General features: G+C 44.7%; 8 protein-coding genes. All 8 read right to left on the bottom strand.

What is annotated here, in order from left to right; all coding sequences use genetic code 11:
* Positions 1–402 precede the first annotated feature (402 nt).
* The 8 genes from FZ954_RS07590 to bgaA all read right to left on the bottom strand — a co-directional run bounded on the left by FZ954_RS07590 (position 403) and on the right by bgaA (position 13,901).
* A complete protein-coding gene (locus tag FZ954_RS07590) occupies positions 403–861 on the bottom strand; it encodes a GNAT family N-acetyltransferase (protein ID WP_148877929.1) in 459 nt (152 codons plus the stop codon).
* A gap of 15 nt (positions 862–876) precedes the next feature.
* The gene (locus FZ954_RS07585; RefSeq protein ID WP_148877928.1) at positions 877–1,302 is read right to left on the bottom strand and encodes a GNAT family N-acetyltransferase; all 426 of its coding nucleotides are present in this window, start codon (positions 1,300–1,302) and stop codon (positions 877–879) included.
* Between the two features lie 156 nt (positions 1,303–1,458).
* Entirely contained in the window at positions 1,459–1,728 is a 270-nt protein-coding gene (locus tag FZ954_RS07580) for a hypothetical protein (protein WP_148877927.1), read from the bottom strand.
* Positions 1,729–1,770: 42 nt separating this feature from the next.
* Complete coding sequence (locus FZ954_RS07575) at positions 1,771–3,171, bottom strand: amino acid permease (RefSeq protein ID WP_148877926.1); 1,401 nt, start codon at positions 3,169–3,171, stop codon at positions 1,771–1,773.
* A gap of 131 nt (positions 3,172–3,302) precedes the next feature.
* Positions 3,303–5,291 carry an FtsX-like permease family protein gene (locus tag FZ954_RS07570; protein WP_148877925.1) on the bottom strand — a complete coding sequence of 663 codons (1,989 nt, stop codon included), beginning with the start codon at positions 5,289–5,291 and terminating at the stop codon, positions 3,303–3,305.
* The gene (locus FZ954_RS07565) at positions 5,284–6,051 is read right to left on the bottom strand and encodes an ABC transporter ATP-binding protein (RefSeq protein ID WP_125446135.1); all 768 of its coding nucleotides are present in this window, start codon (positions 6,049–6,051) and stop codon (positions 5,284–5,286) included. Before FZ954_RS07565 ends, FZ954_RS07570 begins: the two co-directional genes overlap by 8 nt.
* A 534-nt stretch (positions 6,052–6,585) precedes the next feature.
* Positions 6,586–6,717, bottom strand: coding sequence for a hypothetical protein (locus tag FZ954_RS11955; protein ID WP_260470300.1), 132 nt, complete (start codon positions 6,715–6,717; stop codon positions 6,586–6,588).
* 419 nt (positions 6,718–7,136) lie between these two features.
* Positions 7,137–13,901 (bottom strand): LPXTG-anchored adhesin/beta-galactosidase BgaA, encoded by a 6,765-nt coding sequence (gene bgaA / locus FZ954_RS07550; RefSeq protein ID WP_398587646.1) that lies wholly within the window; start codon positions 13,899–13,901, stop codon positions 7,137–7,139.
* Positions 13,902–13,966: the final 65 nt, after the last annotated feature.

Raw genomic sequence — 13,966 nt, 5'->3', positions numbered from 1 at the left:
AAAATAAAGGCAAAGAATTACAGGTATAACATCGTAAAGCACACGCTCCATGGTATAATATACCTATCAGCAATCAGAAACTAAAGTATGGAAAAGTATGTACAGATTTCGTCAGAAAACAAAAAAAGCACCTTGTGGGGGTGCTAGTTTCTTGCCTGCTGAACTCATCAAATTTCACGCCCTTTTGAGGGCTTTTTTTGTTCACCTTTTTGTGGACTCCTGAAGAATATCAAAGATGAACTAATATTAGTATTCTTGCTATAAACCGCTATAAACCACTGTAAAGAGACGCTAAAGAATATCTAAAATCATGGTTTTTCTAAATTTCTTCAAATGTCATGGTTTTCTCCTTTTGTTTATTGGTATTCATTTACGAATTTGCTGTTAGCAGTCATAGGTAAGTTAAAGCTTCTTCTCCATCTCCACAAAGAGGTGAATATCGCCATTGCTTTCCTGCGGAATGCGCCTCACCACTTCAAAGCCCATGTTGAGATAAAGCTGCTGGGCTCGGTGATTGAAGTCAGCCACGGATAGGCTTATGACTTGGGGCGCAAAATTACCCATGATAAAGTCCAGAATTTCCTGCAAAAATACAGCTCCCTGACCTTTTCCGCAGTGCTCCGGCTTCATCCCCAAACCAAGCTCTAAAGTTCGCTCTCCTTTCTGCTCCAAGCAGAAAAATCCATAGAGATTCCCATCGCGCATAACTTGATAATAACGGTCTCCACGCGCTTCTGGAGAGATTACTTCTTCATAATCCTCCAGATCATTTTCCATATCATAAAAGTCATAAGGCGCCTCGTAATGCCAAGCATTGGCAATTTCCAAAGCATGCTGCTGGCTTAATTGTTCGATCATCATCTACTCCTCCTTTCTCTAAAACTCCCAATAAAAGCGTTTCTGGTCTGCTTTTTCGCTGCAGCCGAGGCTGCGATAAAATTCATGGGCTGCGGAGCGGGAAATGCCCGAATTAATCCGAATTCCTGTGTAGCCTGCTGCTTTTCCCTCTTCACGCAAAGCTTGCATCAGAGCTCTGCCATGTCCCTGCCCTTGAAAACCCTGAGCGACGGCCAAAGCCAAGAGATTGAGCAAGGACGGGAAATAGAGACAGTCGTATCTAGCCGCATGAGCGTAACCTATGACCTGTCCGCCTTCTTCAGCTACCGAAATCAAATGCTGGTCATTCTCTAGCAGCCTCTTCAGTTGAGCCTCCGTCGCTTCCCTATCAAAGTCATAGCCCAGACACTCAGCATTAAGCTGCTGAATAGCTGCGGCGTCACTTAGTTTTACTTTACGAATCATTTGTCACCTCGTTCTTCTCTTTATTATAGCAGAAAAGCAGTCTCTTTGACTGCTTTCAATGAACTATTCTCCTATCTGTCCCTTCAACCAAGACTCCGCCTCTTCTAAAGGCTGGTCTGTTAGGACATCGGGCTGGATTGCCTCATTTTCAAAAGCTTATTTCCATCTTTCACTCTTGGAAATTGCAATCATGAGACCAGAACCAGCTAGAACTGCCAGAATAAGAAGACAAATATTTTTCAGAGGATAGAGCCAGTCTTTATTTTCCTCATGCCATCTTGACTTCCAAAGGCCAACATAGTCAGCGCTCATATGTTCGGGTTGATTCATCTGAATATTGATCACAATGGCTAGTAAGATAAGGGCAAGCAAAGCAAGCGCAAACAACCAAACTTTCTTCTTTTTCGTTAGGTTAAAACTCTTCATTCTTTTCTCCTTCTACGTTCTGTTCAGAACAACTTTTTTACACTATTTTTCTTTCACCTCTATTTCTGAATGGCGGTAACCGTAGCCAAAGTAAATCAAAATTCCCAAAAGAAGAGCGATGCCAAAGGCCAACCAAGTGTCCCACGTGTACTGAGTCATAAAGGAAAGGCAGATGACAATAGATAAAATCGGAGTTAGAGGCACTAGAGGGGTTTTGAATTCTCCAGCTTTAGGCATTCCTTGATCTTTCCGTAACTTCAAAATGGCAAAGGCCAGCATAATCAGATAAGTCAAGGTACAGATATTGAGGAAAGAGGCGATGCTAGCAAGAGGAAAGATACCCGCACAAATAGCTGAGGCAATCCCCACTAAGATAGTAGCATTTTGAGGCACGCGGCTAGTAGCAGTTAATTCCTTGAAAGACCGCGGTAAAAGTCCGTCACGCGCTATACTGTAAATCATCCGAGACAAGGCATAGGTCATGGAGATGCAGACGGTAATCAGGGTCAAAATCGCTACGATAGAAACATAATTGGCAGCCCAATCTAGTCCAATACTGCGAAGTGAGAAAGCTACTGCATCTGGAACATTTAGCTTGGTATAGTGTACCAAACCTGTCAAGACCAAGGTTACTAAGATATATAGGATGGTTACAATCCCAAGGGAAAGAACAATGCCGCGTGGCACATTTTTTTGCGGCTCTTTGATCTCATCCACAGACATAGAAATAGACTCAAAGCCCAGAAAAGCAAAGAACATCAGAGAAGCTCCAGCCATAATCCCCGTCTGACCGCCATAGATCTGACCAAAACCGAAAGGTGCAAAATTGGACCAATTCTCAGGTCGAAGATGGAAAAGCCCAACGAGAATAAAGAGAGCCAAGGCTGAGAATTTGAGGACGACCAAGGCTGAGTTAAAGCGCAGGGCAGCTTTTGAGTTTAGAAGTACCACGCCTGTCACAAAGACCAAAACCAGAATAGGCAACAAATCCACATAAGTCCCTGCTTTTGGATTGAATGTGCCATTCAAGGCTGTCGGTAGCTGGATATGAAAGCCGCTCAAAAGCCCTTTCAAGTAAGAACCCCAGCCAGAAGCTACACCTGATATAGCTGTCATAAATTCCATGATGGTCAGCCAACCAGCCAGCCAAGCCGGAAATTCCCCTAAAACAGCGTAAATATAGCTGTAAGCTCCGCCATTAGCCGGAACTCGAGAGGCAAACTCCGCATAAAATAGGGCAGAGATACTGACACATAGGGCAGAAATCACGATCGACACAATCAGAGCTGGACCTGCATAAGTCGCCGCCCCAATTCCTGTAACCGTGAAAATCCCTGTACCAACCATGGCCCCGATCCCTAAAAGAATCAAATCCATCAGTTTCAGATGCCGCCGCATTCCCGTCCTGTTTTTACTGGCATCTTTTTTTCGAAAAATATTCATAGCAATCTCCCTCCAAAGCACAGATGGTTTATTATATCATAGATTGTTGGATTTACCAAAGTCTCTTTTTATCTGCCCCTTTTTCATCGGGTAAAGAAAAGCAAAATAAGAAGCTGGGAAAACCCAACTTCTTACATAGAGACAATTTTACGATAACTCCGAGAAGTAATCATAAAGACAATGACATAGCTGATAAAGAAGATAGCACAGACACCTAGCGTCACAGCCAACATGAGAGCTGAGTTAAGAACACCAAGAGCAGACAAGATCAAGCTCAGCATATGATAAGCAAAGGTCAGATGGATAAAGGCAAAGGCCAGCGGCAGGAAGAAAACAATCAAAATCTGTTTCCGAATGGTTTGTCTGATTTGCTTCTCATCCAGACCGACCTTTTGTAAAATCACAAAGCGATCCCGATCCTCGTACCCTTCTGAAATCTGCTTGTAGTAGATGATGAGGATGGTTCCCAGCATAAAGACGATTGACAGGAAGATACCGATGAAGAACATGCCACCCAGCATACCTTTGATTTCTTGCTTATCAAAAGCCGTTACCGAACCATAGACTGCTTGATTTTCAGGCAAGGTCTGATTAAACTGCTGCAATTTTTCTTGGTAAGCATCCCTCAGATTACGCTGTTCTTCCGTTGACAGCTTTGTATCAAGCCAGCCATAATAATTAAGGTTTACAGCATATTTATCCGTCATTGCAGAGAATATTTGGTCAGGGTTTTTAAGAACCATGTAGATTTTCTCTGGGACGATCATGTTCATCTGATCAGGTAAATGACCAAAGATAAAGTCTTCTTTGAGTTCTTCCTTGATTTTAAAGGTCTGACCAGCCAGCTGCAAGTCTTGCTTGGAATCTAATTTCACGCCTTGCTGATAGAGAGCCACTTCATCATCTCCAAGATCAAGAGTTTTCCCTGTCATACTTTGATAATCCGCTTCTGAAATAGCCAAAATATACGTTTTCGGTGTGACAAATTTTTGAGCGGCAGCATTGATATCAAGCTGGTTGCCAGCACGACTTGTCACTCCCATCGTATAGTATGGATAGACACCTTTCTTTGTGACTGGTAACTGCTGCTCATTCACAAACTCTGTCAGCACTTGGTCCATCTGCTCACCTGTGGTTCCTTTTCCTTGAATGCTAAAGTCATGAGGAAACATAGCCTTTTGCATGTAGTCACCGCCGGCATAGATATTAGCTCCGCCAGATAAGGTTACCAAAACCATGGTTGATAGGATAGCAATTGTCGCTAGCCCCACCGCGTTTTTCTTCATGCGGAAAATCAGGTTGGAAACGGAAATCATGTTATTAGGTTGGTAATAATAGGACTTCCTCTTTTTCAAAAATTGCAGAAAGACCGTAATTCCAGCATTAAAGAGCAGGTAGGTTCCCAGAATCACAAAAAGTACCGCGACAAAGAATGTAAAAATTGCTGATAAGGGATTGGTCACTCCTAATGCAAGGAAGTAACCGTATGCCAAGGCTGCAATTCCAAGTATCGTTTGCAGGAATAAAAAGCGACTTTTCTTTTCTCCGCTATTCTTTTCTTTGACCAATTGCAATGCATCAAGCTTCCTCAGCCGCAGACCATTGCTAATCATCAAGCAGAAAAAGACAAAAGCGTAGAAAACTGCAACCGCGATAACTACGGCAGGCTGAAAAGTTGACACCAATACGACCTTTATCGCCATGATTTTTAGCAAGAGAGCATAGATCAGCTGGTCAAACAAAAGTCCTATCCCTAGTCCGAGGATAAGGGTAACCAGACCAAATACCAGTAATTCGATCACCACCATGACAAAGAGGTGGAATTTATTGAGCCCTAGCACACTATAAAGGCCCAGTTCTTTGGAGCGATTCTTGAAAACAAAGCTATTAGCATAAAAGACGATAATGCTGGTCGTGATGCTGACAATCACCATCCCAAAAGATAGCACCATAGAAACAGCGCTTGCACCCGTCATCTTTACTAAATTAGGATTAAAAGTCAGGGAGAAAAAGATGTAGGAGATGGCGATAGCCAGACAGGTCGCCAGTGCGAAAGGATAATAAAGCTTACGATTTTTGATTAAGTTAGAAAGCGCAAGCTTACTAGTTAATCTAAGCATGAGCTGCCACCTCACTTGCCATGACCGTCAGCGTATCGGAAATCTCTTGGAACATCTGCCGCTCGGTCTTGTTGCCGCGGAAGATTTGATTGTAGAGAATCCCGTCCTTGATAAAGAGCACCCGCTTGGCCCGACTGGCTGCTGAAGTCGAGTGGGTTACCATGAGAATGGTCTGGCCGCGGTCGTTGATATCGTCAAAGACATCCAAGAGAGCAGCCGAAGACTTGGAATCCAAGGCTCCTGTCGGCTCATCTGCCAGCAAAATCTCAGGCTCGGTGATAATGGCGCGGGCAACTGCCACCCGTTGCTTCTGACCACCAGAAATTTCATAAGGGAACTTCTCTTGGAGTTTATTTATCCCCAGCTCGTTGCAGGTTGTAACCAACTTTTGCATCATCTCGGTAATGGGGCGGCGAGAGAGAACCAGCGGCAGGAGAATATTATCCTTGACCGACAGGGTATCCAGCAGGTTGAAATCCTGAAAGACAAAGCCTAATTTCTCCCGGCGGAAGCTGGAAGCTTGGCTATTTTTGATAGTTGCTGTGTCAGTTCCGTTGAGAAAGACGCGGCCCTCAGTCGGCTTGTCCAGCATGGCTAAGATGTTGAGCAGGGTGGACTTCCCAGAGCCCGACTCCCCCATGATGGCGACATACTCGCCTTTCTCCACTGTAAAGTGAATGTCTTTCAGCGCCTCTACTTGGCTGCCCTGGAAGCGGGTTTTATAAATCTTTTTCACATGTTGTACATCTAATAATGTCATTACTTGAACCTCTTTTTTATTTATGTTTGAAATGGTTATTTAGCTTATCTTTCAATGCTTTCTCAACTTACCCTACTCTACTATTGCCTGAGCTCGCTGACTCCTACTGAAAGTAAACTAAAAACGATACTATTATCATACCGAAAAGCCCGACAAGTTTCCATAAGCTAATCTTTCATTTTGGACGCTAATCTTACATTTTTGTCACCTAGCGTTCTTCCAGTTATGGAAAAACCTGATGTTCATTAGAGGGAGCTTGCTGTATGATTTGGCTTGCTTTGCAAGTGGGCCTCTCTAAACTTTCAGTTCCATTTGGGCAAAAAGGTGGTGGGACGAGGTTGGGACAAAAGTCCTAGCCTCTCAATTGTCTTTGGATTGTCGAGCAAGACGCAGTGGTTGAGCGGGCTCTACTACGCTGATTTCATCAGCTTTTACAGCCCTACTCAACTGTGCGGAGGTGGGACGACAAAATCGCATTCTAACGAATTACCGATCTCTGTCCCACTCTCCAGCCACCTTCACTGCATCTGCTTCTTAATGACTATATTGTAACCAGAAATAATACTGGCTTGATGCACAGCCCAGTCTGGTTTTTTCGATTTCTTCCTTAGAAATCTTTTGCGCTATTTGTGTCTTTTGTTTATGGTTGAAGAGATTTGTTTTCATAGTGGGCCTCCTTTTATTTGAATATTATTTATGATTTGTTTTTCTTACACCTATATGATATAAAATTCCTCGTCCTCCTACCATCGAATAACCTTTCATTTTAAGCTTTAAACTTACATTTTTGTCATCTTAAACAGAAATTTGACGATTGATAGTTCAGTTGCTCTATTTTCTACAATTCCCTAGGAAAAATAGCAAAAGAGGCTGGGACAAAAATCCTAGCCTCTCAATTGTCTTTGGATTGTCGAGCAAGACGCAGTGGTTGAGTGGGCTCTACTACGCTGATTTCATCAACTTTTACAGCCCTACTCAACTGTGCGGAGGTGGGACGACGAAATCGAATTCTAACGAATTACCGATTTCTGTACCACTCTCTTCATTCGACAGTTTTAGTTGTCAAGATTAATCCTCTACGAGACTTAATCTTCTTTTTTCTTTAGTTTTGCTACAAGACTAGCTACTAAGCCTAACAGTCCCATTCCTGCCAGTGCTACCACCTGTGCAGAACGGTTCCCTGTGTTTGGCAAACGACCACTGTCGGTTTGACTTGCTTTTCTAGCTTCCGATTTTGTTTCTTCAGCCTTTGTTTTTGCTTCTTCAGCTTTTGCCGGTGCTTGAGCAGGTCTTTCTGTAGCTGGCCGAGTCGGACTTTGACCTTTCTCAACTTCTACAATCCGTGTTTCGCCCTTACCAGTCTCTTCTGGTTTTTGAGGAGTCACATGGTGATTATCAGGTGATGGCTGAGGCGTTTCTTTCTTCGTTCCGACCAGTACGATTCGATCTGTCGGAGCTTGAAGAACTTCTCGTAGCTTCTTTTCTCGCTTACCATCTGGATAAACTTCTGTGAGAACTCGTTCCTGACCATTTTGGCCTTCTTGAGCCACACGCTTTTCTCCTAGTTTGAGCGTCGGATCCTCTTTTTCAACTGTTTGGAAGTTGAGCTCTTGTTCGAGGACTTCTAGACTTGGAAGTTCCTCTTGGACAGCGGCTGCAGTTTTCCCAGTCACTGGTTTTTCCTTGGTCAATTGGATGCGGTACTCCTTGACCTGCTTACCATTTTCTGAAACAAGACGCACCAAGACTGGCAAATGATCATCTCCACTATCCACAACCGTTGAAGCTACTTGGTCGCTTTCTGCTACTGTGATCTTCGGACGTTGACCGGTATAAGTCACTTGGTAATTCTGACGCTCTTGAGAGAAGTCTGGCAGTTCTTTTCCATCTACCAAAATCTTAGAATTTGTACTTTCCTTAGCTAATTCACTTGGTGCCAAGAAAGTCATCTCCGTCAGAGCAACCCCATTCTTGTCATCTTTTCTTTCCATCCGCCATCTCATCGCTTTCGACTTGACAGCGTTAAAGCATGCCGTAAGTTCAGTACCCGCCTGGATTTCTTGGTTGATGTTATATGGAACAGCTTCCCAGTTGTCAGGGTTGTTAAACGGATGATTTGGTTCGTAGGCTTGGTAGTTTGAGTAATGGACAGGAGCATCAAAATCTGGTCCAACATAGCGCTCTAAAATAAGCTTAGATGGTGCATCTGTTCCGCTATCGGCAAAGAAGCGCAGTTTGGCTTGAACGACCGTCCGCTTGACAATCTTGCCTTGGTTCTTGAAGATGACACCTACTGAGACTTCTGGATTCTCTGACGGAGTGGCAGACCAATTGGTCCAACGACGACTGTCATGATGATCCCCATCATTGATATAGTCCACACGGTCATAAGAACCTGGGTCAATATCATTGGTTGCTGAAGCAAAGGCCTGATTGCCATTTTCATCATAATATGGATTGTCTGACACAGACGCGCCTTGCTTATCGGTCACTCGGACAGAGAGCTCGACTGGTAGATCACTACCTAGAAAGCACCCTCGAACAGTGAATTCACCAGCTTTTGCCAGATTTTCAGCCGGAACTGGCTCCCACTCATCAGTTAGGTCTTTGACTTCATAGTCTGATATACCAGTGAAGTAAACAGGAACTTTGTTTGGCAAGTCTAGACTTTGACCTAGATGAAGCAAGCGAGACTGTTTCACTGCTGCTACCGGTTTGCGAGCCAGCAAGTCTTTATCAGTTGTAAAGTGGATACGGTATTCCCCGAGGATATCCCCATTTTCAGCCTTCACAACAACACGGACAGGATCTCCCTCATGGACACTTGGCACGACTGTTGCCAGACCATTATTGCTGACACTAGCAGTTACTGCTGGTACTTTTCCGTCATTAGCTGGGAGATAATAGTCAGTCAAGCTTGGATTAAAGTTTGGCAAGTCTTGACCAGCCACTTGGATGCGGGTTTCTGCCTCTTTCGCTGCAGCCACTTGTTTAGAGAAGATTTGGACTTCTGTGATCGAGGTTCCCCACTTGTCATCCGCTCTCACCATACGAATCCGAACCGCATAAGTATCGACTTTATCAAAGTTAAAGTGATTCATTTCCCCAGCTTTGAGCTGATCTGGAGCTTTGAGATTGGTCACCGGTTTCCAGTTGGAATTATCATTGAAGACATGCTCTTCGCTTTCGACAAAGCTAGGATTCTTAGGTGCAGTCGGCACGGTCTTGCCAGCATAATACTCGATCACGTAGGATTTCGGAGCCCCAACCCCGTGATCTTCGTGGAAAGCTACATTCAGATTGTCAACCGCTCGCTTGGTCATAATACCAGAATCTCCAAAGAGAACGCCCACTGAAGCCTCATCTTGACGGTTCCAGTTTGTCCAACGATTGGCTGGTTGGTCATTGTAAGAAATCACCTTATCATTGACATAAGATACTAGGTCACTTGGATTAGAGTCCGAAGCAAAGGCCAGTGGCAACTCTGAACCTGTCCATTGGTCAGAAATATTGGCTCCATTTTCAGTCTTAGCAGAGACACGGACATGGAGTTTGGTTGGCAACTGAGTACCTTCTACCTGACCAGTGACCGTAAAGACGCCTTCTTTTTGATATTGACTTGGCGAAATAGCGTCCCAAGTAACTTTTGCTGAGGAAACTTGACCATTTGAATGGTAAGTTCGGACACTCTCTGGCAGGTGTGGTGCTTCCGCAAGTGGAGTTGTCACGCTGACTTCCTCTACTGCGACAATGCCTTCCACAGACACCTTAGCACGCGCTTCCTGCTCAATACCTTCAACTTTTCCGACCACTTCAAAAGTGTGATAGCGATCAAGTTTTTCTTTTTCTACAGCCTGCCAAGTAACCTTATGAACTTTAGGGAAGCCTTTATCGTACTCAACCGTCACAGTTGTTGGCAGTTTTGGTTCCTGATGCAAGTCTGTTACCACATGAACTGGGCGGACTGCTTGAACCACTTTCTTCTCCGTATTGGCTTGAATTGTTAACTCCACCTGCCCTTCAGCACCGTCATACTCTGCTTTCAAAGTCACATTTCCTGGCTTGTGTAGCTCTAAGCTTCCTTTACGAACGGCAACTTCTCCTTCACCTTGCGTAGAGAAGGCCACCTTATCAGCCTGTAAAACTGCCTGAGTGCCATCTTGATAGTGTGCCAAAACAGTCAATTGAACAGTCTGGTCTTCATGGAGCTTATCAGCTTCTGCCACTTGGAGACTCAAATGATCAATTTTCGGCGCTTCTTCTAGGAATTGCACAGCATAAGTTTGCAGGGTTCCGCCATCTTTCGGCTGGACATAAATATTTGCACGCATACCGTTTGAAGCACTAGCTTGAACCACTGTCACATCCGCATTTTCAGCTGTAGCTGCCACTGGAGGAAGAGGAGTTCCATAAGCAAGGCTCTGATAATGGACTGGTTTTTGACTAGTCAGATCCGATACTGCCTCACCACCCACAGTCACTAGTGGCGTCACAGGTCCAACTGCTTCCCCTTCTTCCACGAGCAAGGTAGCAGAAATGGTATCGCCTGCTAGATGACCTGTCATTGGAATACGAGAACCTGCCACAGACAATTTAGCTTGATCTTCTGGCGCGATTTCCCATTTATCTACATCATAATGTTCAACACTGCCGTCAGTTAGAGCAAGCGGGATAGACTTATCTACACTGCTCAAGTCCGTTCCAGGAGCTACTCGTTTGATGACTGGCAATTCTCTTTCAACGGCTAAAACTTCCACACGTGCTTCTACTTGGCGGCCGTCTGCCTCTCCTTTGACGGTTACAATACCTGAATGGCTAACGTCTGCTTGTGACCAAGTCACAGGACGTTCTGCACGACTACCGTCACTGTAAACAAAAGGAACTGTCGCGGGCAAGCTTGGAGCTTGTCCCAAAATTGTGCGAACTTTTGGCACTTCTGTACCTAAAACGGTCTTTTCTTTCTGCTCATCCTTACCGGTAAAGACCGTCACTTGGTCTGATTTTAATAAACCAGAATGGGCAGTCAGAGTGAATTTACCGGCTTGGTCTGTTGATTTGACAATGGCAACTCCCTTACCGTTAAAGGCTTTGCGGATCCAGGAACCGTCTGCTTGTTCCTTGTAACGTTCACGGCTGGCTTGCTCACCATTGTCTACACCGACAAGCTGGCCTTGTCCATGCAACTGGAAGCGAACGAGATTATTGGCAGTTGGCACGACATTGCCGTCACGGTCAACGATTTCATAGTAGATATAGGTCAAGTCTTTTCCATCTGCTGCGATAGCATGCTCTTCCTTGACCAAGCGTACACCTGCAGGCTGACCTGCAGTGACAATCTTGTCGCGGGCAATCTCTTTACCTTGATCGTCACGGGCTACAGCTTCCAAAGTGCCTGGCTGATAAGCCACTTTCCACTCAAGGTAGAGCTCTTGAGGATTTGCTCCTTCTTGGTAGCTGCGGCCGTCGCTGGTTTCTTTTTTATTAAATTTCTTGACTCCCAAAGATTGGTTGTTCAAGTACAATTCGACACTAGCTGCATTGGAGTATGCACGGACTGGTATTTTATTTTCAGCATCTGCAACATTGTCTGCCAAGTCTTGATCTTCCCAGTTCCAGTGAGGAAGCAGGTGAACCATAGGTTTCTTCTTAGCTGAAACCCACTGACTTTGGTAAAGGTAGTAGTCATTTTTCGGAATACCCGCCGTGTCTACTATTCCAAAATAAGAGCTCTTCACAGGTGTGTTATTTTGGTTGTGCCAAGGAGTTGGCTCTCCGATATAGTCTGTACCTGTCCAGATAAATTGTCCTGCATAGCCCGCATTGTCTCGGTCAAAAGTCCAAGAAGCAGTTGCTGTTTTACCCCAACCAACACGGTCGTTCCCATAGTCAGACTGCTCGTAGTTGCGCCAATACTGATTGCTTCCAACCCATTCTTGCTCTGGATGGAAGTAGCTGCCACGCGTACGAGTTGCTGAAGACGTCTCAGAACCATAAATCAACCAGTTTGGATGTTTGGCACGTAAGGCCTTGTAATTGTCTTCTGAGTAGTTAAAGCCAACTGCATCCAGTTCATCTGCTATCTTTTCATGACCACCATTACCATCACCAAAGCGGAATTTGTCGGCTCCCATCGTGACATAACGGGTCTTATCAACTGACTTGATGACCTTGACTAAGCGTTTAACCGTCGCTAAAGAATGAGCATCACCGTTTGCTTCACCGATTTCATTTCCGATCGACCACATAACGATGGCAGGATTATTTTTTCCTCTTTCAACCATGGTCCGCAGGTCATAGTCAGACCATTTTTCACCCTTTTTAGCTTCTGGGTGAGTCGCATCTTTTTCAAAGAAACGACCGTAGTCATAAGGCTTCTTGCCTCCATACCAAGTATCAAAAGCCTCTTCTTGGACCATCAGACCCAGCCCTGCCGCAATCTGCAAAGTCTGTTCGCTGGCAGGATTGTGGGTCGTACGAATGGAATTGACACCCATTTCCTTCATTTGCTTGAGGCGACGGTACTCTGCCTTATAGTTTTCCTCTGCTCCTAGAGCCCCGTGGTCATGGTGCAAGGATACTCCGTGGAACTTGACCTTCTGGCCATTGAGAGAGAAGCCTTCGTTTGGCGTCCAGTTGTAATAACGATAGCCAAACAAGTCTTTCTTAGCATCGACTAGCTGACCATCACGATAGACCCGTGTCACCAGCTCATACAAGGCAGGATTGTCATTAAACACGGTCCACAGTTCCGGCTTTTCTACTTCTAAACTTGCCTGAATGGTACTGCTTTCGTGGGCTTTTATTTTTTGGCTAGCAGTGCGGATAAGGTCAGTAACTGCCTCACCACCACGTCTGACAATCTGATATTCCGCAGACATTTCATGGTCTTTATCGTCTGTGTTGACAATCTTACTCGTCACATGAGTAGCGACCTTACCGTCTTGTTGTTTCTCAAGCTCTGGCGTTAAGATAGTTGTACCATTTTTCTCAACATGAACCTTATCTGTCACTTGCAAACTCACATCACGGTAGATCCCGCTTCCTGAATACCAACGGCTACTTGGTTGCTTGTTGACAACGTGCACAGCGATGACATTTTCCCGACCATCTTTGTGGAGGTATTTAGTAATATCGTATGAAAATTGGTTATAACCATTTGGATAATGCCCGACCAGCTGGCCATTGACAAAGACCTGCGAATCCATGTAGACACCATCAAATGTGAGACGAACATTTTTATCAAGGTCTTTTTCGTCTAATTTCAGAGGCTTACGATACCAAGCATCTCCACCATTGAGCTGGCCACCTTCATTCTGTGCAGGCGACTCATGGTCAAAATCAAAATGGATACTCCAGTCATGAGGCAGGTCTAACTTCTTCCACGATGTGACATCCGTCTCAGCTTGGACAGCTTCCTTAGCATTAGCATTTAATTTAAAGTGCCAATTCTGATTAAAATTCACTTTTCTGTCTTCGATCATTTGGCTCACTTCTTCCTTGGTCGCAGATTTTATCTCAGGCTGCGCAGCTTTTTCTTGAGTAGCTTCTTGGCCATTCTCTTTTGCTCCATTTTGAGATGCTACTGAAATGTCCTCCGCCGCTTTAGAAAGCTGAGGACTTTCTTCTTTTTGCTCCTCCTGAGAATGCACAACAGACTCCTCTGCCTGATGTGTCACTGGTTCAGCAGTTACTTCTTCCTCAACGGGCTTTTCCTCCGTGGACTTTTCTGCAGCAACCAACGCAGTTGTCTCCTCTGCATAAACTGGACTTACTCCCGCAACACTCACTCCAAATAAGAGGAAGCAAGTCCCAATCACTATCGAGCAAACACCAATAGAAAACTTTCTTATGCTATAAACTCTCTTTCGATTCCAATGATCCTATCCCATAGGATCATCCTTCTTTTTCTTTTAGT

The sequence above is a fragment of the Streptococcus sp. Marseille-P7375 genome, assembly GCF_902460365.1.
In the GTDB taxonomy this organism is placed as follows: domain Bacteria; phylum Bacillota; class Bacilli; order Lactobacillales; family Streptococcaceae; genus Streptococcus; species Streptococcus cristatus_I.
Note: the sequence above shows the minus strand (reverse complement) of the source record. Positions and strands in the feature narration are given on the sequence as shown.

Excerpts from the sequence above, each read along its gene's own strand:
- FZ954_RS07565 (WP_125446135.1), bottom strand. The coding sequence starts at position 6,051 with ATGACATTATTAGATGTACAACATGTGAAAAAGATTTATAAAACCCGC.
- FZ954_RS07575 (WP_148877926.1), bottom strand. The coding sequence starts at position 3,171 with ATGAATATTTTTCGAAAAAAAGATGCCAGTAAAAACAGGACGGGAATG.
- FZ954_RS07590 (WP_148877929.1), bottom strand. The coding sequence starts at position 861 with ATGATGATCGAACAATTAAGCCAGCAGCATGCTTTGGAAATTGCCAAT.
- FZ954_RS07585 (WP_148877928.1), bottom strand. The coding sequence starts at position 1,302 with ATGATTCGTAAAGTAAAACTAAGTGACGCCGCAGCTATTCAGCAGCTT.
- FZ954_RS07580 (WP_148877927.1), bottom strand. The coding sequence starts at position 1,728 with ATGAAGAGTTTTAACCTAACGAAAAAGAAGAAAGTTTGGTTGTTTGCG.
- FZ954_RS11955 (WP_260470300.1), bottom strand. The coding sequence starts at position 6,717 with ATGAAAACAAATCTCTTCAACCATAAACAAAAGACACAAATAGCGCAA.
- FZ954_RS07570 (WP_148877925.1), bottom strand. The coding sequence starts at position 5,291 with ATGCTTAGATTAACTAGTAAGCTTGCGCTTTCTAACTTAATCAAAAAT.